The 26,311-nt window shown below is 55.9% G+C and carries 24 protein-coding genes; 1 reads left to right on the top strand and 23 read right to left on the bottom strand.

The features are described 5' to 3' along the window. Positions 1-70: 70 nt before the first annotated feature. The 8 genes from QF010_RS06955 to cysD all read right to left on the bottom strand — a co-directional run bounded on the left by QF010_RS06955 (position 71) and on the right by cysD (position 9,181). Complete coding sequence (locus tag QF010_RS06955; RefSeq protein ID WP_429532706.1) at positions 71-1,450, bottom strand: FAD/NAD(P)-binding protein; 1,380 nt, start codon at positions 1,448-1,450, stop codon at positions 71-73. A 69-nt stretch (positions 1,451-1,519) separates the two neighbouring features. After that, positions 1,520-1,984, bottom strand: a complete 465-nt coding sequence (locus tag QF010_RS06950; protein ID WP_429532705.1) for a nuclear transport factor 2 family protein — start codon at positions 1,982-1,984, stop codon at positions 1,520-1,522. Next, entirely contained in the window at positions 1,984-2,463 is a 480-nt protein-coding gene (locus QF010_RS06945) for a nuclear transport factor 2 family protein (RefSeq protein ID WP_429532704.1), read from the bottom strand. The genes QF010_RS06950 and QF010_RS06945 overlap by 1 nt, the downstream gene beginning before the upstream one ends. 29 nt (positions 2,464-2,492) lie before the next feature. Then, positions 2,493-4,604: an oxidoreductase gene (locus tag QF010_RS06940; RefSeq protein WP_429532876.1), complete on the bottom strand. Its 2,112-nt coding sequence runs from the start codon at positions 4,602-4,604 to the stop codon at positions 2,493-2,495. Between the two features lie 79 nt (positions 4,605-4,683). After that, a complete protein-coding gene (locus tag QF010_RS06935; RefSeq protein ID WP_429532703.1) occupies positions 4,684-5,439 on the bottom strand; it encodes an SDR family NAD(P)-dependent oxidoreductase in 756 nt (251 codons plus the stop codon). A 67-nt stretch (positions 5,440-5,506) separates the two neighbouring features. Continuing rightward, positions 5,507-6,238: an SDR family NAD(P)-dependent oxidoreductase gene (locus tag QF010_RS06930; protein WP_429532702.1), complete on the bottom strand. Its 732-nt coding sequence runs from the start codon at positions 6,236-6,238 to the stop codon at positions 5,507-5,509. A gap of 79 nt (positions 6,239-6,317) precedes the next feature. Continuing rightward, the gene (cysN, locus tag QF010_RS06925) at positions 6,318-8,222 is read right to left on the bottom strand and encodes a sulfate adenylyltransferase subunit CysN (RefSeq protein WP_429532701.1); all 1,905 of its coding nucleotides are present in this window, start codon (positions 8,220-8,222) and stop codon (positions 6,318-6,320) included. Next, a complete protein-coding gene (cysD, locus tag QF010_RS06920; RefSeq protein WP_429532700.1) occupies positions 8,222-9,181 on the bottom strand; it encodes a sulfate adenylyltransferase subunit CysD in 960 nt (319 codons plus the stop codon). The genes cysN and cysD overlap by 1 nt, the downstream gene beginning before the upstream one ends. A 303-nt stretch (positions 9,182-9,484) precedes the next feature. On the opposite strand from cysD, the gene QF010_RS06915 reads away from it, so the two are divergent. Continuing rightward, positions 9,485-10,363 (top strand): VOC family protein, encoded by an 879-nt coding sequence (locus QF010_RS06915; protein WP_429532699.1) that lies wholly within the window; start codon positions 9,485-9,487, stop codon positions 10,361-10,363. A gap of 1 nt (position 10,364) precedes the next feature. On the opposite strand, the gene QF010_RS06910 is transcribed toward QF010_RS06915, so the two are convergent. From QF010_RS06910 to QF010_RS06840, 15 genes are all read right to left on the bottom strand, one after another. Further along, complete coding sequence (locus tag QF010_RS06910; RefSeq protein WP_429532698.1) at positions 10,365-11,594, bottom strand: MFS transporter; 1,230 nt, start codon at positions 11,592-11,594, stop codon at positions 10,365-10,367. Beyond that, positions 11,591-11,995 carry a nuclear transport factor 2 family protein gene (locus QF010_RS06905; protein WP_429532697.1) on the bottom strand — a complete coding sequence of 135 codons (405 nt, stop codon included), beginning with the start codon at positions 11,993-11,995 and terminating at the stop codon, positions 11,591-11,593. Before QF010_RS06905 ends, QF010_RS06910 begins: the two co-directional genes overlap by 4 nt. Before the next feature lie 28 nt (positions 11,996-12,023). Beyond that, on the bottom strand, positions 12,024-12,791 hold the full coding sequence (locus QF010_RS06900; RefSeq protein ID WP_429532696.1) for an SDR family NAD(P)-dependent oxidoreductase: 768 nt from the start codon (positions 12,789-12,791) through the stop codon (positions 12,024-12,026). Positions 12,792-12,868: 77 nt separating this feature from the next. Beyond that, positions 12,869-14,266, bottom strand: a complete 1,398-nt coding sequence (locus QF010_RS06895; RefSeq protein WP_429532695.1) for a DUF1329 domain-containing protein — start codon at positions 14,264-14,266, stop codon at positions 12,869-12,871. Between the two features lie 24 nt (positions 14,267-14,290). Continuing rightward, complete coding sequence (locus QF010_RS06890; protein ID WP_429532694.1) at positions 14,291-15,838, bottom strand: DUF1302 domain-containing protein; 1,548 nt, start codon at positions 15,836-15,838, stop codon at positions 14,291-14,293. A gap of 291 nt (positions 15,839-16,129) precedes the next feature. After that, on the bottom strand, positions 16,130-17,284 hold the full coding sequence (locus QF010_RS06885) for an LLM class flavin-dependent oxidoreductase (protein WP_429532693.1): 1,155 nt from the start codon (positions 17,282-17,284) through the stop codon (positions 16,130-16,132). Between the two features lie 241 nt (positions 17,285-17,525). Next, complete coding sequence (locus QF010_RS06880; protein WP_429532692.1) at positions 17,526-18,962, bottom strand: NAD(P)(+) transhydrogenase (Re/Si-specific) subunit beta; 1,437 nt, start codon at positions 18,960-18,962, stop codon at positions 17,526-17,528. Further along, positions 18,959-19,312, bottom strand: coding sequence for an NAD(P) transhydrogenase subunit alpha part 2 (locus QF010_RS06875; RefSeq protein ID WP_429532691.1), 354 nt, complete (start codon positions 19,310-19,312; stop codon positions 18,959-18,961). The genes QF010_RS06880 and QF010_RS06875 overlap by 4 nt, the downstream gene beginning before the upstream one ends. A gap of 15 nt (positions 19,313-19,327) precedes the next feature. Then, a complete protein-coding gene (locus QF010_RS06870) occupies positions 19,328-20,449 on the bottom strand; it encodes a Re/Si-specific NAD(P)(+) transhydrogenase subunit alpha (protein ID WP_429532690.1) in 1,122 nt (373 codons plus the stop codon). An 88-nt stretch (positions 20,450-20,537) separates the two neighbouring features. Next, complete coding sequence (locus QF010_RS06865; RefSeq protein ID WP_429532875.1) at positions 20,538-22,874, bottom strand: efflux RND transporter permease subunit; 2,337 nt, start codon at positions 22,872-22,874, stop codon at positions 20,538-20,540. Positions 22,875-22,932: 58 nt separating this feature from the next. Then, entirely contained in the window at positions 22,933-24,003 is a 1,071-nt protein-coding gene (locus QF010_RS06860; RefSeq protein WP_429532689.1) for a WD40/YVTN/BNR-like repeat-containing protein, read from the bottom strand. Positions 24,004-24,120: 117 nt separating this feature from the next. Further along, on the bottom strand, positions 24,121-24,576 hold the full coding sequence (locus QF010_RS06855; RefSeq protein WP_218473654.1) for a nuclear transport factor 2 family protein: 456 nt from the start codon (positions 24,574-24,576) through the stop codon (positions 24,121-24,123). Between the two features lie 63 nt (positions 24,577-24,639). Further along, positions 24,640-25,029, bottom strand: a complete 390-nt coding sequence (locus QF010_RS06850) for a nuclear transport factor 2 family protein (RefSeq protein ID WP_429532688.1) — start codon at positions 25,027-25,029, stop codon at positions 24,640-24,642. A gap of 17 nt (positions 25,030-25,046) precedes the next feature. Next, the gene (locus tag QF010_RS06845; RefSeq protein ID WP_429532687.1) at positions 25,047-25,505 is read right to left on the bottom strand and encodes a MaoC family dehydratase; all 459 of its coding nucleotides are present in this window, start codon (positions 25,503-25,505) and stop codon (positions 25,047-25,049) included. Positions 25,506-25,515: 10 nt separating this feature from the next. Next, complete coding sequence (locus QF010_RS06840) at positions 25,516-26,301, bottom strand: SDR family oxidoreductase (RefSeq protein WP_414907073.1); 786 nt, start codon at positions 26,299-26,301, stop codon at positions 25,516-25,518. Between the last annotated feature and the right edge of the window lie 10 nt (positions 26,302-26,311).

Raw genomic sequence — 26,311 nt, 5'->3', positions numbered from 1 at the left:
GACCCGGGAGGCTACCTGGGGTACCGTTGGCTTGGCGCATTACCCGTGCGAGACGTTACCCCACAAGGTACTACTGCGCTGCGCCAGCAATCAATTTCCGCGCCAGTTGCCAAGCGTGTTGGCGCAGTTCAGGAACCGCCGTCGCCTCCCAATAGTCGGCCTTGAGCATTGGGCCTACGTAGCTCAACCATGAAATAGGTCGACCCTCTCGATCTTTCACTGCAAGACTGGAATCAACATGCAAACCCATTCCATCAGGATCGATACTGATCAGGTCATCTGCTTGCAACTGTTTGATCAACCGGTCATCGACACGTCGCAGGTCTGAGTTCGGCCCGGTGCAATTAATCAGTTGGGCCACCTTGATGTAGGTAAGCTTGTGACTCCCGCGCAGCTGAATACCTATACGTAACCCATGCTCAAATGATTCAAGAGTTTTGATACGTCCCGCCATAGGCTTGAGTCGACCCTCAGCCACCGCGGATTGAAATGCTTGAAAAGCGCCCGGAGCCACCCGATGACGATGTACGTCCCAATACGCCTGGGCATGACGAAGAAAACGTCTGCGCTCAATGACCGGAAGACGCGCCCACAGCGTTGCTGTATGAGGGCGCAACATTACAAACACATCCCGCCAATTGACCCCATCCCCCTCCCCCAAACGAACCTGGCGCCGAATCTCTTGCATGTAGCAACGCACCGTCGCGGGTCCTTCCAGCATTCTCTGGACCAGCTCATCACACACTTGAGTATTCACCGGGCCCGCACGATGCGGCAGCGGTAACAGCCCTCGGCGTGACAACAAATAAATGGGTGCGTGAGGCGTTTGACGCTCAAGACTCAGCGCAACATCCATTGCGGTCAGACCGCTGCCCAATAAGAGCACAGGTTGATTAACAAAGTTTGATACCAGCCCCTCGGCTGCCCACGGATCGCGTTGATAACGACCAGAGTCCAGATCCGTATCAATTCCTTTGGGGTCAAGTGGCGCAAAGTGCCCGAATGCCAGGACCACATGCGCGGCTTCGATCAACCGGCCATCGGCCAACTCGACCTGAGCCCCCTGTTGACATGGTCGTAACGCCAAGGCTTCTCCTGCCAGACAAGTCAATGTACTTCCCGAGCGACATTGTCCTTGGGCACTGTTCAGCAGCGCAGCCAGATAATCGCCGTAACGCTTGCGCGAGACGAAATCCGCAGCGCCGATCGAGGCATCATATTCCTGGCAGTAGCGCAGAAAATCTTGCGGATCATCGGCCAGCGCACTCATGTTTCCTGCAGGTACGTTTAACCGATGATGCGGGCTATTGGTTCCATAGGCGATACCCCTGGCCATGCCTGCAGTGCGGTTAACCATCACGATATGCAGGCCGACCGGACTCTGTCGCAGTAGTTGAACCGCCGTCGCCGTGCCGCTGAAACCCGCGCCGATGATAACGATAGTCTGCATGGGAGGGCTCCACGGTTGTGACCGGACATAAATGTTCAAACTATCCAGGGCAGTTGACCCAAGTCGAACTCAGCGCTCCTGAGATTCTACGAACAGTCGACTGATACGGCATGAATGGAGCTGCCAGCGCCCGGCGACACGTCGATACTCGTCGTGGTAGTGGCCATAACCCTGCAGGAATCTCAGCGGCGAGTCCGACTCTTCAGACCAGTGCAAAACATCTTCCATCGCCCAGATACCAATCGCCGAGTCCTGACTGATTATTTCAATCTCAGGCATATGCCCATGGTGCATTGTGGTTACTCCGGCCAATGCCTCACGCAAATAGGCGATGATATTCGTTCGGCCCTCGCACAAGGCCTTGGGGTCATGCTGGAGGCCGCTCGCATCACGCATGTCGAAGCGTGCGTCTTGCGTAAACAAATCAGCGAGTGCCAGCCAATCCTGGCTATCAACACACCGGAAATAACTGGCTTTCAGGCACTTGATCAGCTCAATGGACAGCAGTTGGTCCAGGGTGTCCGCCACGTTCATTACGGCTCACCCATGTCCGGATCTGCCGAAACAGGCTTGGTGAAATCGTCGAGCAAGGCCTCCTTGATGACCAGCGGGTTTACGTACTCGCGCCAGTACACGATCTTGTCGTCAACAAACCGGAAAATACTCAGATAGGTGTTCGAATAAGGTTTGTTGGTGGGATGGTAAAAAGTGTGGGAGCTGTATTCGGCGATCAGCGTATTGGGATCGAGCAAGTCATGTATCGATTCGATCTCATACGCATAAGGGTCAAAAGGCGCCGTGCCCCGCTCGATCAGTGTACGTAATGCGCGATTACCAACCAGGCTCGAGGGCATGTTCGGCACAGGGCGATAAGGCCATTCCTGAACCATATCCGACGCGAGGCAAGCCTCGAACTCGTCAAATTCCTTTCGTCCAAGATGACCCAGCATGCGTACGAACAACGCTTTATTTTTATCGCGAACGGCTTGATCGCTTGAAGGCGAGATGTTCATCGTTCAACTCCCAAACATTGGCAAAAATCTCAGAGCGCGCGGCCAACGGCGTTGCCCGTCCGGATCGCTCCCTCGATATAACCCAGCTCCTGAGCATCGCCGATGCAGTGCACGTGGGCACACTCGGCTTCAAGGCTCCTGGACAGCTTTTCTCCGCTCGGTTTGGCGCCCAGCGCCATGATGACGGTATCGGCCTTACGCGATTGCACCTGGCCAGTGGCTGTGCGGTAAACCACACGATCAGCTTTGATCTCAAGCAGATCGCTGGACGACAGAAGCGTTACTTTCAGCTTGCGAAGGGTGTCCATCAGGCGCCAGCGGCGAACCATCATCAGCTCTTTACCGAAGCTGACGCCTGGCTCGATGACAGTGACCTTGCGTCCACGCTCGGCGAGGAACTCGGCCAGTTCGACACCCACCAACCCACCGCCGTAAATCACCACATGTTTGCCGAGCGGTAGCCAGTACTCGCTCATATGGCTGATGGTTGCCGCGTTATGGAGAAAGCCCAGCGTCCTGCCGGTAGTGATCAACAAGCGAACATACGCTGGCAGCTTGCGAGCGAGTTCAGGACCGTACTGGCCGGTCACCATGGAGCGCATTTCATCGCCGCTGAATACGTGGGGCAATTTGGATCCGGGTAAATCGATCAAGCTGCGCGTGGCGCCTGTCGCGACCACCACAGCATCCGGTTGCATCTGCCTGACCAACTCAGGGGTGACGGTGCAGTTCAAATGCACCGAGACTTTGAGTTCGATCATCTGCCGGGCAAGGTACTTGATGAGTTTGCCGTTTTCCGGATAGACAATGGACGAGAAAAACACCGTTCCGCCAAGACGTTTGGATGCCTCATACAGCTGTACCTCGTGACCACGCAAGGCCGCGACTCGCGCCACTTCCATACCTGCCGGCCCACCACCAACCACTAGTATTCGCTTGCGCGGACCCTCGATGGGCATGATGGGCGCGGTATTTTCATAGCCAGTCTGCGCATTGACCGCACAGCGCACATTGGTACCCAAAAATATCTGGCTGATGCAGGTGTAGCAATAGATGCACGGACGAACCAATTCCGGACGATTGATTGCGAGTTTGTTCGGTAACTCAGGGTCGGCCAGGAGCTTGCGCGCCATGGTAATAAAGTCCAACTTGCCTTCACCGATCAACCGATCACCGACTTCCGGCTCGATGCGCCCGGGGCAGATCACTGGAATGTTGACCGCGGCCTTGATTGCCTCGGCATTTTTGACGAAGTAGCCGGGAAAATGCGTGGCATGGCCTTCTGTGAAACTGATGCCCTTACTTTTATCTGCGTTCGCCGTCACATGGATCGCGTCGGCGCCAGCCTGCTCGCCAAGTCGGGCCACTGCGATTGCATCTTCCAGGGTGATACCGTCATCCATCAGGAACTCTTGAGAATCGAGACGGAACCACACCGGGTACTCTGCGCCCACGGTACTCTTGATCCGCTTGATGACCTCGATCAACAGCCGTGCGCGATTTTCCAACGAGCCGCCCCAGCGGTCATCGCGCTTGTTACTCGAAGGAGACAAAAAACCGGACAGCAAGTAACCATGTCCTGCGTGGATCTCAACACCGTCCATACCAGCAGCCTTGGCTCGACGCGCCGCCTGGGCGAAACAGTCGATTACCCATTCCAGATCTTCTTCAGTGGCCACCTGATGACTGATCACCACACCGGGTTTGAAAAAGGCTTCGAACATCTCCTTGTTTTCTTCCGGGGTCAGATCGACGGGCCAGTCAAACGCCTTATCTGTCGGTATCGATGGCACCAGCAACGGCAACCCGCGCAATGGCTCATTCACCGCAATGGCTCCGGCATGTTGCAACTGCATAGCGATTTTTCCGCCGTGAGCATGCACCGCATCGGCCACAGCCTTAAGCCCTGGAATGAAATGGTCCTCAGAGATCGCCACCTGCAGTTGATTACCTGAGCCACGCGGCCACGCCACCCCCGTGGATCCCATGATGACCATTGCTGCGCCGCCTTTGGCACGCGCTTCGTAATAACGCACGATGCGCTCGCCACAGAAGCCTTCAGGCTCTGCCAGGTTCGACCCCATCGGCGACATGATGATCCGATTGCGCAGGGTCATGGATCCGATCGACCCTGGGGACATGAGATGGCTAAAGCCACTGGACATACTGATGGACTCCATTTTTTATAATTCTAATCGGCTATCGCGGATGAATGCCCGTTCAGGACATGGTTTGCCCGCCATCGATGGAGAAGTCGATGCCGGTGACATAGCGTGCTTCATCAGAGGCCAGGTAAGCGACAGCGGCAGCGATTTCCTCGGGCTCGGCAATGGCTGACAGTGGATACAGCTTGGCCATCAAATTCTGATCGATATCTTTCGGGAACTGGATGGTGGCATGGATGTTGGTGTTCACCCCGCCCGGACAAATCGCATTCGCCCGCACACCATCAGCGGCAAACTCGACAGCGATACTTGTGGTCAACGCAACCACCGCAGCCTTGGAAGCACAATAGGCCGCCAGATAAGCCTGGCCTTGTTTAGCCGAGGCGGAAGCCATATTGACGATATTGCCTTTACTGGCAATCAGGGCCGGTATCGCCGCTTGGGAAATGGCAAACACGCTGTCCAGGTTAATAGTCAGCATCCGCCGCCATTGGGTATCGGTCATCTGCGTGAAGTGCCAACCACCGGCAATGCCGGCAATGTTGCACAGCACATCGAGACGGTCGAAATGTGCCACTGCCAGTGCAACCATTTCCCGGCAGCTTTGCATGTCAGTGGCGTCAAAGGTAAAACAGGCGACCTCGGTCCCATGAGCTTCTCGCAGCTGTGCGGCAACAGACTCAAGGCCCGCTGCATTGATGTCTGCCAGCAGCAGTTTTGCGCCCTCTTGTGCCAGGCGCACTGCACTGGCACGCCCAATACCGGAGGCTGCACCGGTCACAAGCGCTACTTTCCCGTTGAAACGTTGCATGTCTTGCTCCTCATTTTATTGTTATGGCCAGCTTGCAGCTCTGTATCCCTGACGCGTCCGGGCTGGATCAATCGATGACCGAATAACCACCGTCGACCACCAAGGTATGACCGGTGATGTAACTGGCCGAAGGCGAACAGAGAAACATGATCGGCTCGGCCATCTCCTGCGGCGTAGCCCAACGCCCCAAGGGAGTTTTGTCACTGACCACCTTGGCCCAATATGGATTGTCCGCGTAGGTCGCTGTCATGCTGGTCGGCACCGAGCCTGCAGCAATCGCGTTGACCCGGATATTTTCCTTCGCCCAGGCCACCGCCAGGGTTTTCGTCAGTTGCACGACCCCAGCCTTCGCTGCGCCATAACCTGGCAGATGCGGACTGCCAAAATAGGACATCATCGAGGCGATATTGATGATGCTGGCGCCCCCTGCAAGCAGGCTTTTGGTCAGCGTGTGACGCAACGCTGCGCTCAACTCGTAGACGGCATTCAGATTGACTTGAACGGCCTCGGCAAAATCAGCGTCGGGCATGATATGCCCTGCGTTATTGATCAAGATGTCGACAGACTTGACCGAACCTGCAAAGTCCGCAATTGAGCCTTTGTTATCCAGTTGCAGGCAGTGGTAATCAAGACCACTAAGATCCACATCTGGATACTCACTAAGCGCCGCACGTTGTCCGGTAACAGTCACCCTTGCACCGGCAGCCAGAAACGACCTGGCGGTTGCCAGACCGATGCCGCTGGTACCGCCGGTGACGATGACATTCAACTGGCTAAAGTCGAAGACGATTCCGCTCATCCACAATTCTCCATCTGCGTGATCGACACTGCCCAAATAAGTCCGAAGACTTATCCGGGCAGCTTCAGGCTCGACGCACTCAGGTCAGGATGCCCATGGTGCGTAGGTGTTCGACAATACGCTCCGCCGCATCTTCGGGCGATAGCGAGGTGGTGTCGATACGCAACTCAGGATTCTCTGGCGCTTCATACGGCGAGTCGATACCCGTGAAGTTTTTCAGATCGCCACGCCGTGCTTTTTTGTACAACCCTTTCGGATCACGCTCTTCGGCCACTCCCAACGGCGTGTCGACGAACACTTCGCAGAACTCGCCCTCCTGCATCAGGCTGCGGGCCATATCACGTTCGGTACGGAATGGTGAGATGAACGAAACCAGGGTGATCAAACCGGCATCAAGCATCAGCTTCGAGACTTCGGCGACTCGACGGATGTTCTCTACTCGATCCGCTTCGGTGAAACCAAGATCTTTGTTCAAACCGTGACGCACGTTGTCGCCGTCCAGCAGATACGTATGGCGACCCAATGCGTGCAAGCGTTTTTCCACGAAGTTGGCGATGGTCGACTTGCCGGCACCGGACAAACCGGTAAACCAGACTACCGCGGGACGCTGCCCTTTAAGTTTCGCATGCGCGGCTTTGTTGACCTCAATGGCCTGCCAGTGAATATTCTGCGAACGGCGCAAGGCGAAGTGCAACATTCCCGCAGCGACCGTAGTGTTGCTGGCCCGATCGATGATGATGAAGCTGCCCATGTCACGGTTTTCGGTGTAGGGGTCAAACGCCACCGCCTGATCCAGGCTGAGGGTGCACACACCGATTTCGTTGAGTTCCAGGGTCTTGGCCGCCAAGTGTTCAAGGGTGTTTACATTGACCTTGTACTTGGGCGCGGCAATGGTCATGGTCACGATCTTGGCGCCGATTTTCATCAGGTACTGACGCCCAGGCACCAATGCCTCATCACTCATCCAGACCAGATTGGCTTCAAACTGATCCGCCACCGATGCCGGCGCATCGACCGTAACAATGGCATCGCCACGGCTGATATCGACTTCATCCGCCAAGGTCAAGGTGATCGACTGTCCCGCCACAGCAACCGGTAGGTCACCGGTATAAGTGACGATACGTTTGACCGTACTCTCGCGCCCGGATGGCAGGACACGAACCCGGTCGCCCGGCTTGATCGCACCGCCAAGGATACGCCCCGAAAAACCACGGAAATCCAGGTTCGGACGGTTGACCCATTGCACAGGCATACGGAAAGGACCACGAATCAACAGATCATTGTCGATTTCGACCGTTTCCAGGTACTCCATCAGTGTCGGACCGTCGTACCAAGGCGTATTAGGGCTCTTGTCGATGATGTTGTCACCCTTGAGCGCCGACATCGGAATGGCCTGGAACTGTTCGATACCAATCTGCTGCGCGAATGTACGGTACTCAGCAACGATCTCGTCGTATCGCGCTTGTGAGTAATCGACCATGTCGAGTTTATTGATTGCCAGCACCACATGGCGAATACCGATCAGAGACACCAGATAGCTGTGTCTACGGCTCTGAGTCAGCACACCACGACGGGCGTCGATCAGGATGACTGCCACATCGGCGGTCGAAGCTCCGGTAACCATATTGCGGGTGTATTGCTCGTGGCCCGGGGTATCTGCAACGATGAATTTACGGCGGTCGGTGGAGAAGAATCGGTAAGCCACATCAATGGTAATGCCCTGCTCGCGCTCTGCACTCAAGCCATCGACCAACAGTGCAAAGTCCAGCCCCCCCCCTTGGGTACCGACTTTTTTGGAATCAGCTTCCAGTGCAGAGAGTTGGTCTTCAAACAGCATCTTCGATTCATAGAGCAATCGACCGATCAGGGTACTTTTGCCATCATCGACACTGCCGCAGGTAATGAAACGCAGCAAACTCTTGTGCTGGTGGGCGTGCAGATACTGTTCGATATCCTCGCCAATCAAATCAGAAACGTGTGCCATTAGAAGTACCCCTCTTGTTTTTTCTTCTCCATCGAGCCGCTTGAGTCGTGGTCGATCATACGACCCTGGCGCTCGGAGGTTTTAGCCAGGAGCATTTCCTGAATAATTTCCGGCAACGTCGAAGCAGTACTCTCGACAGCGCCGGTCAGGGGGTAGCAACCCAAGGTTCGGAAGCGCACGCTTTTCATCATCGGAGTTTCGCCTGGAAGCAATGGCATGCGCTCGTCATCGACCATGATCAGCGTACCGTCGCGCTCGACCACAGGACGCTCTTTGGCGAAGTACAGCGGAACCAGCTCGATGTTTTCCAGATAGATGTATTGCCAGATATCCAGTTCGGTCCAGTTCGACAGGGGGAATACCCGAATGCTCTCGCCTTTGTTTTTGCGAGAGTTGTACAACCGCCAGAGCTCTGGTCGCTGCATTTTCGGATCCCAGCGATGCTGGGCCGAGCGGAACGAGAAGATGCGCTCCTTGGCGCGTGATTTCTCTTCATCGCGGCGTGCACCACCGAACGCTGCATCAAAGCCGTACTTGTCCAGTGCCTGCTTGAGACCTTGGGTTTTCCAGATGTCAGTGTGCAGCGAAGAGCCGTGATCAAAAGGATTGATGTTCTTCTCCAACCCTTCCGGATTGATGTGCACTAACAAATCCATGCCCAGCCTTTCCGCGGTCTTGTCGCGGAACTCGATCATCTCGCGGAACTTCCACGTGGTGTCCACGTGAAGGAACTGGAACGGCGGCTTGGAAGGGTAAAAAGCCTTCATTGCCAAATGCAGCATCACCGAACTGTCTTTGCCGATGGAGTACATCATCACCGGGTTTTCACTGTCCGATACCGCTTCGCGCATGATATCGATGCTTTCAGCTTCGAGACGCTGCAAGTGAGTCAGTGTTGCGCTTGGGAGCACACGCGCTTGCGAATGCTCGGCCAATGGTTCTCTATTTTCGACGTTCATGCCCGAGCTCTCTCCTGGCTGATTTCTACTCACACCAATCCCCGTAACGACCGCTTTAGCGTCTCGTCGGCGACAGGCCTTTGAATTGAAATTACGGCAATGAAGCGCGTCATCCATCGTCCGTCCGGACTACTTTTGAGCGAGATTGCATCGGGGCGGCAGCAATAGGTTGAACGTTGTTTTGTTAGTCCAAGCGGACGATGGCCGAACAATACAAAAGGAGGATCTTCAACGCGCGCGGGAAGCGGATACGTCAACCGGCAAGGTACTAATCCACAGCACTGATCAATGAAGAGAGAAGCGATGAATATTCAGTTCAAGGCCAGAGGCTTATGCGTCCATGACCTCAATAGATCAGTGCGTTTCTATAAAGATGCCTTGGATTTTACGCCGCAACTCTCACCGCACACACGGGACCTGGCCTGCCTTCCAGGAAGCGGCGAACTCCACAATCCACGGGGCCGTCTTCAAAGCGTCCGCAACGCTCAAGGTGTAGATTTAACCCTGGTTGAACTGGATAACCCACAATCCTCGGGCTCACTGGAACGACGCCCTAACAATCAATACGGACTGACGCACCTGGCATTCTGGGTGGCCGATATTTCGCGCAGTGCAGAACGGATTGATGCAGCGGGTGGCAAGATCTACCCGCACACCCGTGCATTTTTTTCCGAGGCGCAGGTCACGATGATGTATGCCACCGACCCGAACGGGATTCGTATCGAACTCATGCACCACCCGGAAGAAAATGACCGTTTTTCGCATTCAGGGATGTGTACTTCAGCGATAGAGCCTACCCTCGACTTCTATTCGCAACTCAACTTTGCCAAAGCCGAACGTTTCGATTTGCAAAGCGAGTGGCTGGACACCATCAACGAACTGGACGACGTCCGCCTCAGTGCGCAGATGGTCCGAAACATCCAAGGCGACACACTCGAACTGCTTAAAATTGATCATCCACTTTGCTTCGGTTCACTCACTCGGGCGCCATTGAGCAGTTACGGCTTTAACTTTCTGATGTTGTCCGCCACCGACCTTACCACCGCTGCAGATGCTATCGAGGCAAGAGGCGGTATCGTCCACTTTCGCGCACAGGACCGACGCGGTCTATGCGGTTTGTCCTGTAGCGACCCGAACGGCATCCGCCTGGAAATACTCAGGCGTCAGCCATACTCATCGTGATTCAGCTTGCTGGCGAAGACGGCACTCGGGCAGTAGCCGTCGGCGATTGATCAGCCCGTTCACGCCGCAATAGAATGAGCAACGCAAAAATCGTCAACACTATGCCGATCCCCAACACCGCCGTATGACGTCCAAACCATGCGGCCAAAGGCGCCATGAGCAGTGGATTGAGGAAGCTGCCAAGGAACAGTGCGCTGTACATGACGCCAACGGCTCGTCCTCGCTGGCTTTCGCCGGCCCGGTCGAGCACCAGATTGACAAGATGTGGAGTCAGAATTCCTGCTCCCAGGCCCGTCATGGCGCACCCTAGACCGGCTACCAATGCACCACTGGACAAGCCCAACACCACATGCCCGATCGAAAGCGCGATGAGCCCGAGAAAAAACACGCGACGACTTCCCATCCGGCTCCGCAGAAATCCATATCCGGTGGCTCCCACCGTGTTGGCAAGCGCTGACATTGCAAGTACCAGTGCCAGTATCGTCGGCTTGGTCACACCACTTTCCGCCAGCAGAAACGACGTTTGCGTGCTACTGGTAAACGCGGCATACAACGGGATAAAGCTTAGATAGAGAGGAATCAAACCGCGCACCGAACTCTTCGCTGTCGACTCATGTCCCTGATAAATTCGAGCAACCGAACGCTTGGGGATCACCAGCATCGACAACACCAGCAGCGGCACGCCGAGCAAATAGAAGCTAAAGGGCAGCCTCCAGCCAGCCAATTGGCCTAGATATCCCGCCAATAGCATCGACAGCAAGCCCATCAGCGCGCCGCACGCCGACTGATAGCCCACGATTCGATTGCGAGCCTGGGCATCGAAGCTTTCGCCGATCAATACCAGCGTGGACGTACCCAATCCCGCCGCGGCCATCCCCAGAACAAAGCGAGTCAGCAATAAGCTCCAGGCACTGTCCAGATACAGACCTGCCGACCCGGTGAGCGCATAGATTCCGGCACAGGCAATCAGTAAAAATTTCGCCCCCAGCCGATCGACCAACCAGCCGGTCAGCGGGCCGCCAACCATCAAGCCGATGCTCGGAACCATCATCACCAGTTGCGCCATCAATGCCGCCTCGCCAGGTTCTCCACCCAGATAGTCGGCCAGCTCCGGCAGTACCGGACTAACGGCGGTGTACAACAAGGCCATTGCCGGCGAACTGGCTAGCAGTGCGGGCATAGCCCAACGCAGATGCCCGGTAGAATGCGATTGGATCGTGGGGCTGTTCATTTCAGAGACCCTCCCGTGCGCACGTTGGCTTGACTCCAGATCGCAACCAACGAGCCAAACTGCCCTTGCTCATCGAACCGAGCGATGTCTAGCGTATCGACCTCAAAGGGTGGGTCGACACGATCACAGATGGCCGTAAAGGCACAGGCGGCATGCTCATTGTGAATGCGCACCGGACCTTCAGGCTCGAAGCGTATGCGACCGCCGACACCGTTGAAGCTGCGTTGAAAAAAATCGCGGATTGCCGCATGTCCGCGATATTCGGTTCCTATTGGATCCTCTAATAATGCTTCTGGAGCAAACAACGATACGACACCCTCAACGTCACCTTCACTCAGGCAAAAAGCATAACGTTCGAACATCTGACGAATATGTTCGGCACTTGGAATAATCTGGGCCATGACTGGCTCCTAAGAGTTATTGGATGATCTACCCCACCACCGAATAGCCGCCATCAACCGGCAGCGTTTGCCCCGTGATGAATGCGGCAGCGGAGCTGGTCAGAAAGAGCACGGCGCCGGCGATGTCCCCCGGCCGGGCGACTCGTTTGAGTGGCGTTCGCTGCAGCAAAGGCTCAAGCGCTTGATCATTGGCGATGTGGTTTGCCGTCATGCGAGTCTCCGTCAGGCCCGCCGCTACTGCATTGACTCGAATCCCCTGCCCGGCCCACGCGATGGCCAGTGTTTTGCTCAGCTGCACCAGCCCTGCCTTTGCCGCGCCATAGCCAGGGACCTGCGGATTGCCAAAGAACGATGTCATTGAGGCAATGCTGATCACACTCGCGCCACCCGGCAGCGAACTCACTGCCAGCTTCGGGCATAGAGCCAGGGCCATGCGATAGAAGCTCGACAGATTGATCTGCAATGCACGCTCAAACGCTTCGGGGTCGAACTCACTGCCACCATCACCGCACAGGGCCACCCCCGCGCAATGCACCAGGATGTCGAGTTGCGGCAAAGCACACGAAACGTTTTCTATTTGATCGTTATCAAGCACATTGAGTGGCAGATAGCAGTAGTCGCTTAGATCCTCTGGGTAGTCGGCTGCTGCCGGACGCGTTCCGGTCACACTCACATGCGCGCCTGCTGTGCTGTAAGCCGCAGCGATCACGGCACCGATTCCACTGGTTCCACCGGTAACCAACACATGTCGGCCACGGTAATCGAAGGTCAGATCAGGCCAGTCGATATGATTCATCACTGATGATGCCCCCATGATGAAAATGCCCCGGACTGGCCGGGGCATTCTCTGGTTAACTGTTCAGCAAATGATCGTTAACGACCGGCGCGAGCAGCCGCCTCAGGCGTGAACATGGCTGGAGTCATCCCCCCCTCGTTGAGTTTTGGCGCACCACGGCCCATGGTCATCCGGTCGACCAAGTAGGCACCGGAGATCAGGTCATGATGTCCCACCACGCCGTAGTAGTAGCCCTGGATCTCATAGGCGTATAGCCAGTTGGTCAGCACCGTACGCCAGAGTTGGCCACGGCTGTCGTACTCGTCCGCGGTCACCCCCGCCCAAGTGTCCTCATCAACGTAAATCACGCGCTTGGCATATTGATGCCGGAAGCCAGGCTTGAGATTACCTTCGAGCACCCAGACACGATGCTTCTCAAAGCGCATCTTGTCGGTGTTGATATGACCTTTATTCTTGAGCAACTCATCCGTGGTCACGTCGCTTTGGTGGATACGATAACTGTTCCAGGGAATGTAGATTTCACGCTTGCCCGCAATTTTCCAGTCATACCGTTCTGGCGAACCGTTGAACAAGTGATCGTCGTCCACCGTGCGGAAACCTCCCGGCCCTTGCGGCATATCAAAACCGAAGGAAGGTAGCTGGCGTACACGACGGGTGCCTGGGTTGTATTGATAAGCATCCCGAGGGCGCTTGGCGTAGTTGAAGTAGTCGCCCGCCACCAACACTGAGCCTTTATCCCGCTGCGGAAGGATGGTTTTGACGAAACACCAGGAGTTCACACCTCCGTAAGGTTGTTCATCAGAATCAGTGCTCCTTCGCACAGTCGGCTCGCCTCGTGGGGACAGGCAGCGCATGTCCACCTCACCCCATGCGGTGTTACCGTCCGGATAAACTACGGCTTGCTGCTGGACCGAGGCCTCAGTCCAGGGTTGCAAAGAGGTGTTGTTGAAGTTCCAGAACAGTTCCAGCCCGGTCTTTGGAATCGGGAATGGAGGTGCTCCAGTGGTTGCGATGAACCCCTCGCCGTTGTCGACCATTTCTGCTTGAGTAGCGTTCTTTTCGGCTGTTGCACACACCCAATCCGGATAACGGAAATCACGATGACTGGCGTAGACCGGGATCTTGAAGGTATCCGGATATTTTTTCAGCAGCGCTTGCTGGCCAGCAGTCAGGTTGTCCGCATACTGGGCCATGTTCTGCGCAGTAATGGTGAACTGAGGTTTTTCATCCGCATACGGATCAGGCCAGTAGTGGCCCGTCCCAGGGAATTTGAGTTGTGGTGGAACACCCAACCATTTGCCGGAAAAAGCTGGAATCGATCCATCAGCATTGCCTTGTTTCTCGGCCCCGACACACGTCAGGTTGCCCTTCAGTTTGGCTGCTTCATCAGCGGACACTTTTGCCCAAACCGGTTGGGTCAATGCAAAACTCAAACACACGGTGACCGCTGCAGTACGAAGTACATTAATCGTCATCGTAAATCTCCTGTTCTTGTCTTTTTACAGGTCGTATTTGACGTTGAAGGAGACGAAGTCTCTATCGGCCAGAGGACGTTCCACCGGGTCTGGCGAACCGAGGAAGGCGTTGTACGTCAGCCCGACTTCCAGGTTGCTCAGGTACTTGAACTTGGCGCCGATGCTGGCGCGCGAATCTCCATCGCCGCCAAACCCGAAGGTCCCCACTGAAGACTGATTGAACTGACGGCCATAGCTGACTGGTACCGACATGTCCCAGCCACTGAAGACGTCGGGATAAGTCATGGTCGCCGTCATTTGGCCCATCTGAGCGTTACGATCTCCCGCCAGTTTGCCTTGGTCTATGTCATTGACATGCAAGGCGCCGACTTCGGCCACCAGCGTGGTTTGCGGGGCAATCCAGCTCGCGCCCCAGGTCCTGATGGTCGAGATTTGCGCTTGGCTGGCAGAACCACGAGAGACGCCAACGGTGGTGCTGGCGAGTGGCAAGCCATCCTTGTAGCTGACCTCGCCCGATACCTGCCAGTCACCAATACGGGTGGAGACGCTGGCCCCCGTCAGATCAATATCTTCAAAATATTTGACGGTGTACGTACCTGCAGTCGGGTTGAGCAGGACACTCGGCAGACGGTCGTGGTAACGCAGCCGATAAACACCCACCTGGGTGTTCGGTGTCAGCATATAACGCACACCAAGGCCCCACTGCCCACTGTCACGCGCATCCTCGTCGCTGGTCCGTGCGAGCTTGCCCACGCTGGCCAGATCACCCTCAGAGAAACGAATGTATCGTGCACCGGCACCCACTACATCGGTGGTGGAGAAGTAATCACCCACCGGCGACAGTTCGTACGGGTGACTCTTGAACTGGTAATAGCTGAGCAACGTCCAGTCATTGAAGGAAAAGCTTCCGGCGATCTGACTTTCCGGTAGCAGTATTTCCTTGACCTCGGTTCCTGGCACGTTGGCTTTGGTCGCATCTACCGGCCCCTGCACCGCAGAAATCCCGGAGATGAACAGACTCTCACCCCACGCGACCACCTGATTACCGACTCGCAGATCGTAGAAGCTGCTATCACCTACCGCGCCACCCGTATAGGCATAAGCATCAAGGAGGCGAGTACGTGATCCGCTGCGGTCTTTAGCTTGGGATGAAAAGTGGTCTACGGGACCAAATTTGTTGATCGTGTCCGGCGAGTTGTTGTCGTTCGAGGTGTTGTAGGCAAAATCGTAAAAGGTCGAGCCACGCAGCATTACGCCGGTGCCATCCTTGGAAATATTCATTTCACCTATGGCACTGATGCGATTGTTGACGATGCTCCCTCGCTTGAAATTGCGATCACCGTCATCGCCGTTGATGTTGTTATCGATCAAGTCATTCGATTGTTTTTCAGCACGTACATTCAAGCCATAATTGACGGTCGTGAGGTAATCGACATTGATGCCGTCACCAAATTGGAAGTTCCCCGCATGCGCTGAGGACACTCCCATTGCGACAAAGGCGCACGTCACCATATTCAGCTTTAAACGCAGCCGTGGACCGCCAGCGTTCGCCTTGCAATTTCGAGCGTTCATTTCAGTTTCGCCTCCGGGACAGTATTGAATTTATTGTTCGCCCTGGAACGCTTGCCGGCCATTTCACTACTGCCGCCAAAGCCCCTGTGAGTGATGCGTCTCGACCTGTGTTCAGGACGTTGAGCGCTTCCTTATCAGCAGGTGCCCTTACTATTGCTTTGCAGATCCCCCCTCACATCCTTCATTTGGACGAGGGCCGAAAATACCTCGATTTTATCCGTACGCCTCTCGAATACACTTACCCCACAAAGCGACGCTGCTCCCGCCGGAGCAACGCCCGTATTCTGTTGATCAGGCCTCTACAGCCGTTTCCCGTCCTTTGACAAGTACATCGCGGAAATAAGGGATGACATGCTCGCCGATGTTACGAATGGTCTCCAGTTGAGCCTCCTGCGGAATAGTCCCCATCTGGCAAATGAATAGAATTTCATCCGCGCCGGCATCCACGAGCCGCTGGACATAACCAATACAGTCGGCAACCGTGCCATAGGCATGATTGGGATTGAGCAACTCAAGGGACGGATCACTGAAGTCCACCGATACTTTCTCGGATCCCCACGAGGTATTGAGTACAGCTTGCCCGCTACCCGTGGTGGTTACATCCTCATCCCACTTCGATGGATCAGGCTTCTCCCCTCCCGTGTACCAGTGAGCCAGGGACTCGAGGAAGTAGCGCTGCCCACGTATCCCGATCTTGCGGGCTGCTTGTCCGTCCTGCATGACGATAGCTGGGCAAAGGGCCGCCAAATGCTCGGTCGGGCGGAAGCCCACCTGATCTTCAGCCTTGCGATTGGCAAATGCCTCTCGGTAGGTTGCATTCTTTTTCGCGACCTCATCAGGACCGCCAAACCCAAGGACCAGAGCGCCAAGACCACGCCCCCCCGCAGTCGCCAGACTGGTCGCATTGGTACAGGCCATATACATCGGAGGATGCGGGTATTGGTAGGGCTTTGGATGGATAGGGCGACGTGGAATCTTGACGAATTCGCCGTCATGTTCGATCTCATCCTGAACAAACATTTTCGGGATCAAGTACATCATTTCGTCGATTTGCGGCTGCAACTTGGCCAGGTCGTAACCGAAGGTGCCTGCCTCTTGCTGCGTTCCACCTTTACCCATACCGAAATGCACTCGCCCTTTGGATAACAGGTCGAGAGTAGAGATTCGTTCAGCGATTTTTACCGGGTGGTTCATCGCCGGAGGCAAGCACACCACACCGTGACCAATACCAATGCGTTCAGTCTTGCCAGCGAGAAATGCCAGTAACGTTTCAGGTGCGCTCGAATGCGAATAGTTGCTCAGGGCAGTGTGTTCTACCGCCCATACCACATCGAAACCGAGCTTGTCCGCCAGCACTACTTGCTCGACGGTATCGTCAAACACCTTCCGGTCACCTTCGCGCGAAGAGTCTGTGGTTTGTGCTTCATAAATTAACGAAAACTTCATGGTTTTTCTCCTTATCGCTGGGCTCTACCTGTAGCGTCGCAACCGCTTTGTGTGGTCGTCGCTCAGAAGTTGTGCCAAGTATGGATAGAGTTAAATCTTTCGCGCATCGTCTGACTGGAGTAGTCAACTTGGGCGATTTGATGTTGAGGGATTAATAGCGAACAGCGGGTCATTTTTTGCCAAGCAGTAGCTCGCCCGACCGGCATTGCGCCAGCGGGCGGCAGAGGTACTTGTGGAGGCTTTACTCGACGGCTTTGACCATGTCTTCGATGACTTTCTTGGCGTCACCAAAGACCATCATGGTTTTGTCGAGGTAGAACAGTTCGTTGTCCAGACCGGCATAGCCGCTGGCCATCGAGCGCTTGTTGACGATGATGGTCTTGGCCTTGAACGCTTCGAGAATCGGCATGCCGGCAATTGGCGATTTCGGATCGTTCTTGGCGGCCGGGTTGACCACGTCGTTGGCGCCCAACACCAGCACCACGTCAGCTTGGCCAAACTCAGAGTTGATGTCTTCCATCTCGAACACCTGGTCGTAAGGCACTTCGGCCTCGGCCAGCAATACGTTCATGTGGCCAGGCATACGACCGGCGACCGGGTGGATCGCGTACTTCACGGTCACGCCGCGATGGGTCAGCTTCTCGGTCAGCTCTTTCAGCGCGTGCTGCGCCCGTGCCACTGCCAGGCCGTAGCCTGGAACGATGATCACGGTGTCGGCGTTGGTCAGCAGGAAAGTCGCGTCGTCAGCCGAACCGGATTTCACCGGACGGGCTTCTTTCGAGCCAGCAGGACCAGCCGCATCCGCGGTATTGCCGAAACCACCGAGCAGTACGTTGAAGAACGATCGGTTCATGGCTTTGCACATGATGTACGAGAGGATCGCACCGGACGAACCCACCAGCGAACCGGCGATGATCAGCATCGAGTTGTTCAGCGAGAAGCCGATACCCGCCGCTGCCCAGCCGGAGTAGCTGTTGAGCATCGACACCACCACCGGCATGTCCGCGCCGCCGATCGGGATGATGATCAGCACGCCCAGCACGAAGGCCAGGGCCAGCATCAGCGCGAAGGCGTTCAGGTTGCCGGTCAGCATGAAGGTCACGCCGAGGCCCAGTGTCGCCAGGCCCAGCAGCAGGTTCAGCTTGTGCTGGCCGCCGAACTGTACGGGTGCGCCCTGGAACAGGCGGAACTTGTACTTGCCCGACAGCTTGCCGAACGCGATCACCGAACCGGAGAAGGTGATTGCACCGATGGCGGCACCGAGGAACAGCTCCAGGCGGTTACCGGCAGGAATCGCATCACCCAGTTGCTTGACGATACCCAGCGATTGCGGCTCTACGACAGCAGCGATGGCGATGAACACCGCAGCCATACCGATCATGCTGTGCATGAAGGCGACCAGTTCCGGCATCTTGGTCATCTCGACGCGCTTGGCCATGATCGACCCGGCGGTACCGCCGACCAACAGACCGACGATGACGTAACCGATACCGGCGGTGGCCAACTCGGCGCCCAGCTTATAGACGAGGCCCACGGTGGTGAGGATCGCCAAAGCCATGCCGAGCATGCCGTACACATTGCCGCGCCGCGACGTGGTCGGGTGCGACAGGCCCTTGAGCGCCTGGATGAAGCAGATCGACGCGAACAAATACAGGGAGGTAACCAGGTTCATGCTCATGCGTTTTGCACCTCTACCTTACCTGTTGCTGACTTCACTGCAGGCGCTTTTGCAGGAGCGGCTTTTTTCTTGAACATTTCCAGCATGCGCCGGGTGACCAGGAAACCACCGAACACGTTCACCGCGGCCAGGGCCACCGCCAGGGTGCCCATGGTCTTGCCCAGCGGGGTCACGGTCAGCGCCGCCGCCAGCATGGCGCCGACGATCACGATCGCCGAGATCGCGTTGGTCACCGCCATCAGCGGCGTGTGCAGTGCAGGTGTAACGTTCCAGACCACGTGATAACCGACATAAATCGCCAGCACGAAGATGATCAGGTTGTAGATACCGGGGGAGATAAGCTCTTCCATCGTCTGAATCCCTGCTTAGGCGTTTTTGCGGATGACTTGGCCGTCGCGGCACATCAGGCACGCGGCGACGATGTCGTCTTCGAGGTTGATCTCGAACTGGCCTTCTTTGTTGAAGACCAGCTTCAGGAAGTCCAGCAGGTTGCGCGCGTACAGTGCCGAAGCGTCTGCCGCGACTGCGCCGGCCAGATTGGTCGGGCCGCAAATGATCACGCCATTCTCGACGACGACTTGGTCGGCCACGGTCAGCGGGCAGTTACCGCCCTGGGCTGCCGCGAGGTCGATGACCACCGAGCCCGGCTTCATCTGCGCCACGGTTTCCGCGCTCAACAAGGTCGGTGCCTTGCGGCCCGGGATCAGTGCCGTGGTGATGACAATGTCAGCCTGTTTGGCGCGTTCGTGCACGGCCAGGGCCTGGCGTTGCATCCAGCTGGCGGGCATTGGTCGTGCGTAACCGCCGACACCGACGGCGCATTCGCGTTCTTCATCGGTTTCGTAAGGTACGTCGACGAACTTGGCGCCGAGGGATTCGATCTGCTCTTTTACCGCAGGACGTACGTCAGACGCTTCGATCACTGCACCCAGACGTTTCGCCGTAGCGATCGCCTGCAAACCAGCGACACCTGCGCCGAGAATCAGCACGCGCGCCGCTTTCACGGTACCCGCAGCGGTCATCAGCATCGGCATGAAGCGAGGATAGTGGTGAGCGGCCAGCAACACGGCTTTATAGCCGGCGATGTTGGCTTGGGAGGACAGCACATCCAGGCTCTGAGCGCGGGAGGTACGCGGCGCGGCTTCCAGCGCAAACGCGGTAATGCCGCACTCAGCCAGCTTGGCAATGGTTTCATTGCTGAACGGGTTGAGCATGCCCACCACAACGGTGCCGCTTTTAATCAGCGTCAGCTCGCTGTCGCTGGGGGCGACTACCTTGAGAATCAGCTCGGCACCAAACGCATCGTTGGCGCTGCCAATAATTGCGCCTGCCGCTTCATAGGCACTGTCGACAACGCTGGCGTTAATGCCGGCGCCGCGTTGCACAGTGACCTTATGACCCTGGCCGATCAGCTTCTTGATGGTTTCCGGGGTTGCAGCAACCCGTGTTTCACCCGCGAGTGTCTCCCTCGGTATTGCGATATGCATAACGTCCTCGACTGAATATTAAATAGAGGGCACAAAGGTGCATCGACAACAAAGTTGTCGATGCGATGTACAACCAGAAAGTGTTGTTTTACTTGACGGACGCTGGAGCGTTGAATTTGGATTCAGCCTTGGCTCCGACGTTAAGCCAACTGGCAAATGCCGGCAGCAAAAGCACCGCGCCGAACATGTTCACCAGGAACATGAAGGCCAGCAAAATACCCATGTCGGCCTGAAACTTCAGGGCGGAGAATGCCCAGGTGCCTACACCGACCGACATAGTCACGGCAGTGAACACCGCAGCCGTCCCGCGCTGACGCATTGCTTCATAAAACGCTGAGCGCAAGTCATCCCCTTCGTCGAGATGATGCTTGATGCATTCATAGAGATAGATCCCGTAATCCACCCCTACCCCGACACCCAGCGCGATGACTGGCAGCGTCGCGACTTTCAGGCCGATCCCCAGCTGCGCCATCAGCGCATTACACAGGATCGAGACAATCGCCAGCGGCATGATGATGCATAGCACCGCCTTCCAGGAGCGGAAGGTTAATAGACAAAGGAGTGTGATCGCACCGAAGATTGAGGCCAGCATGGTCACTTCCGCTTGCTCGACAGCTTCGTTGGTGGCGGCCATGACGCCAGCGTTGCCACCCGCCAGACGGAACGACTGATCGACCCGAAACTCAACGCCCTCAGTCGGCTGCTCAGCAATGTAGCGTTTGATCTCCCTGGTCAAGTGATCAAGCGTCGCACCCTGGTGATCTTTGGTGTAGATCAATACTTGCATGGCAGTGCAGCTGTCCGTATTCAAGCCCAAGTCAGGGTTATAGGCTGCAGATCCCTGCTGCAACGCCTGACTGCTTCGCGGTAGCGCCGCCCAACGCGGATTACCTTCGTTGTTGGCAGCAATACCGACCTTGGCCAGGTCCGGCACACTGACCACCGACTGCACGCCGTAGACGCCGCGCAAGAACATTTCAAAACGATCGACGTTATTCATCACCGAATAATACAGACAGGCATCGCCATCGAACCCCTTGGCTTCGACTACCACTGTCAGTACGTCGACGCCAATAGCGTAGTGGCTGACGATGGCCTCATTGTCTTGGTTATAACGTGAGTCGGTCCGCAGCTCTGGGGCGCCGCTACCAATATCACCCACCGTGAGGTGGCGCGACTCCAGCGTCCCCACCACCAGCAATGCCAGCCAAACCACAAAGACAGCCATGGCCGGCCCAGGCCGCGTCACCGCCGATAGCTTCCACCAGACAGGATGACGACCGACCGGATCGGTCTTGATGTTCCGCGCAGAACTCTCCAGACGCATTCTGGAAAGCAGTATCGGCAACATCATTTTATTGGTGATGATCATCAATAGAACGCCCAGGCACGCGGTAATGCCCAGCTCACGCACGCTATCGATCTGAATTCGCATGATCACCGCGAAGCCCAGTGCGTTGGTCAGCAAGGCCAACGCCCCGGGAATAAACAGTCGACGGAACGCCGAATGCGCGGCGGACAGTGAGTCGGCACCACCTAGTACCGACTGCTTCCAGGCATTCGTCATCTGCACCGCATGGGAGACACCGATGGAGAAAATCAAAAACGGCACCAGAATAGACAGTGGGTCGATTCCATAGCCCAGCAGCGGCAACAAACCCAACAGCCAGATGACGGGCAGCAACGCTACCGCCAGGGTCAGCAGGGTCAGGCGAAATGATCGGCAATAGAAAAACAACAAGATTGCAGTGATCGCGAATGCAACCCCAAAAAACGCAATTACCCCAACCAAACCGTTGATAATCTCACCGATCAATACCGGAAAACCGATGATATTGACCTCAAGCTGATCGCTGCTGAATTTGGCTCTAACTTTTTCCAGTGCGGCCGCGACTTTTTCGTAATCGACCTTCTCGCCGGTTTGCGGATTGAGCTCCTGCAGATCGGCGCGAATCAGGGCACCCTTCAGATCGATCTGGACCAGGCGTCCAATGACACCAGAACGAGCCACGTTGCGCCGAACCACCGCAAGGTCCTCATCGGTTCCGCCAAACCGCGACGGAACCACCACATCACCGTAAAAACCCTCTTCTGTCACTTCGATAAAGCGCGTATCAGGGGTAAACAGTGAAGAGACCCGTGTGCGGTCCACTCCGGGAATGAAAAACACCTCATCGGTAGCTTCGCGCAAGGCTTGCAGAAATTGCTTGTTGTAGATGTCACCCTCACCTTTCCAGCGAAGGTTAACTAACACCCGATTTGCCCCGGGAAACACCTTCAGATAATCAACGAAGGTCTGCATGTAGGGATGTTGCAGCGGGATCATTTTATAGAAACCAGGGTCCAGTTTGATGCGTGTGGCCGTGCCGGCAAACACCAATGTCAGCAGTACAAACAGCACGAACAACCAACGGCGGTGCGCCATCAATAGATCGGCACATCGATCGACGAAGATGGATTTCTTGTTATTCACGACGCGGTCCTCATTCGACGGCTTTGCGTTGCACAGGCTGTTGTGCCTGCTGCGTGATACCCGCCGGGCCGACAAATATCAGTCTTGCGTCAGTAGCCTCACTGACACTCGAGAGACTTTGGCCTCCTCCGGCGTGCGTGCGCTTAAATGTCTGGCCGTGATCTTCCGAGACGGTGACCACACCGCCCTCACCCACCAGAACAACGTTGCCTTCCCGGCTCTCGGTCCCACCGTAAAGCGCAGCGGTAGTGCCCGAGTCAATCTCCTTCCAGGTCACACCGAAATCCTGAGTGCGGTAGACCTTGCCACGCATGCCGTACACCAGCCAGGTATCAGGGGAAAGCGCGACCAGACCGAAAAACGAACCTTTGTAGAACTCCGGCAAGCGAGTCCAAGTCGTACCTTGATCAGAAGACCTCGCTACCAATCCACTCTCCCCCACCAGCATGAGATGAGTCTCGCCGGCTCCGGACAGTGCATACAAATGTCGGTCACCCAGCCCCGTATCACGTGGCGTCCAGGATTTCCCCTTATCTGTCGAGGTGAGAAAACTGCCAAAACTACCTACAACAAAAAACGGCCCCTGCGCCTGACCCCAGACATCAAGCAATACTTCTGAGTTTTCACCCATGAAGCCGGCCTCCTGCCAGGTCTTGCCACCGTCCTCAGTACGTAAAATCCAGTTGTCGTGACCGACCGCAAAACCGAGTGTCGGGCTGGGGAAGAAAACCCTTGTCAGGGTCGAGCCACGTTGCGGCTCGACTTTAGCGTCCTGCCAGCTCTTGCCTGCGTCCGCACTGAAGAAAAGATGTCCCAACTCCCCGGCTGCAACAATTTGCGCATCAACTTGAGTGGCACTATTGATCAGCATGCGCTGCGGCTGGACTGCGGTAGCAGGGAAGTGTGGGCTCGGCCGAGGCAAAAAGGAAACAACCGTGCCGATAGCAACCAGAAGAGCCATGGCCAAACCGCCCCAAACCCGATGTCGTCCTGAGTCGGTGGAGTGCAGGCCTAACGGCGGCTGCCGATGGGCACTTCGCGTAGCAGATTCATTGTTGATTATTGTTGACTGCTGATTCATGACTCCTCCTGATTAAGCATGGCCGAGCAGTCACGGATCACTGCATCATAGGCTTACTGGAATGTGCCGTGCAGAGACCCCCGCGGCATCGTCCATCCGGAGTAGTCGTTTATGACTTTATGCTCCGCCTGGAGCATAGGTGTACTTTCCATGGGCACTCAGGTCCCCGTATAAATCATTGGCAATGATCCGTTCGGAAAACCGCCAGACGTTATCGACCTTCTCGAACCGATCGACATAGTCACCGCCAATGATCGGCTGCAGCGGCAGTTCAGCGGTCTGTTGAAACACCACCACATAGACATTGGCCTTGGCCCGATTCGTACCATTGGGGCGGATCTGCACATTGCTCATCATATGCCGGGTACGCGGTTTACCGTCATACAGGCGAACAAAGTCCCTGAACAGTTCGGACAACAGCTTAGGGTCGTTGCTCACCGGAGCACTGCGCCCTGGAATATGAACATCCGCGTGTGCGAACAGCCTGCCAACACCATCAAGATCACCTTGATCCAGACGCGCCGCATATTCATAAATCAGGTTCTGGATTTCAAAGTAGTCAGTTGCATCCACGGTGTTCAAACCTCATAGAAAAGTACGCCTCCGAATGAGGGGGCAATGCAGTTATCGATAGAACTAACCAGGCGTGACCAGTAACAAATCATCAGGCCCGTAAAAAGATTGTCGTGAAATTATTTTTTCCGAATCATCGAACCTAAACACGTCAATTCTCGAGTAGACCTCAAGACCTTTTGCCGTGGGTTCCAACGTCTCCAGGACAACGGCTAACGCGTTACCATGAGGAGCGCCTCGGATCGGTCCTCGAACCTTCACAATTGTTTCTGCTGCAATGGCTTTGTTGTAGAAATCGACGATAGCTGCTCTGCCAACATGAGTTTTCGATCCAACTGGATCTTCGATACTTGCGTCTTCAGCGAAGAGTGCGATGACCGCCTGAGCATCAGCACGCTCAAAGCCGTCAACATAATGCTGAAAAATTGACTTCATACGTACGATGTTAAGCATTGGATGACTCCGTTGAATCAATCGAAGTAATAACGACTGATTGTGTCGACGATGCAGGCCGGTCGCTCAGCCCCTTGAATCTCCACCGTGACCCGCACAGTTGCCTGCACTCCTCCATCCACAACCTCAGCCTTGATGATCTCTCCTCTCCCCCGAATCGACGCCCCGACGGGCACTGGTGCAGGAAAGCGGACACGGTCGGTACCGTAATTGACGCCCATGCGCATTCGCACATCGATAAGTTGCGAGAGGAAGTAGCTGCCGGCCAGGGCCAACGTCAAATACCCATGCGCTATGGTTGTGCCAAACGGTCCCTCCTTGGCCCGCTCGCCATCGACATGAATCCATTGATGATCATTGGTCGCCTCGGCGAACCCCGTTACCCGAGACTGATCGATACTCAGCCACTCGGTCACACCAAGAGAAGTGCCTACGGCTGCGAGCACTTCTTCGGCATTGTTGTAGATGTTTACCATGCGCCGCCCCTCAGGCCCGTTGACTACTGGCAGAAATGACTTCTCCCACGAGATAGGACGCATATTCACTGGCCAGGAAGACTGCAATATTGGCCATCTCCCAGACTTCCGCAGGGCGTCCAAAGGCTTCGTTAGCGGATAAAGCTGAAAGCAGGTTTTCATCTGCTGTCTTTTTCAGGAACGCATGCATGGCAATGCTCGGAGATATTGCATTGATGCGGATACCGTATTCGGCCGCTTCCAACGCACTGCAGCGCGTCAGGGCCATGACCCCGGCCTTGGCCGCCGCATAGTGTGCCTGCTCTTTCTGTGCGCGCCAGCCCAGCACCGAGGCGTTATTGATGATTGCGCCATGGCCGCGCGGTTGCATGACCTTAAGCATTGCGCGGGTCATGCGGAATGTACCGTTGAGCGATACATCGATTACCCGCAGCCATTCCTCATCGCTCATTTCAATGATGCGCTTTTGCCCACCCAGACCTGCGTTGTTGAACAGGATATCGGTGCCGCCCAGACGCGCCTCAGCCTCGGCAACCAAAGCCTGAACTTGATCTTCTTGTGTCACGTCACAGACCTGGCCGTAAATCGCGTCGAGTCCGGTTTCCTCACGCAAACGGGCTACCGCCTCTTCAAGGCGACGCGGGTGCACGTCAGAAAGCATCAACGCGCGCACACCCTCCTCGGCAAATCGTTGCGCAGTGGAATAGCCAATACCACCGCCAGCGGCGGCGGTGACCAGCGCTGACTTGCCCTTGAGCAGATCATGGCCGGGAACATAGGCAGGAACATTAATCATGCGAGACTCC

It is taken from the genome of Pseudomonas silensiensis (assembly GCF_050434865.1).
Taxonomy (GTDB): domain Bacteria; phylum Pseudomonadota; class Gammaproteobacteria; order Pseudomonadales; family Pseudomonadaceae; genus Aquipseudomonas; species Aquipseudomonas fluorescens_W.
This window is presented reverse-complemented; position numbering and strand designations above follow the sequence as displayed.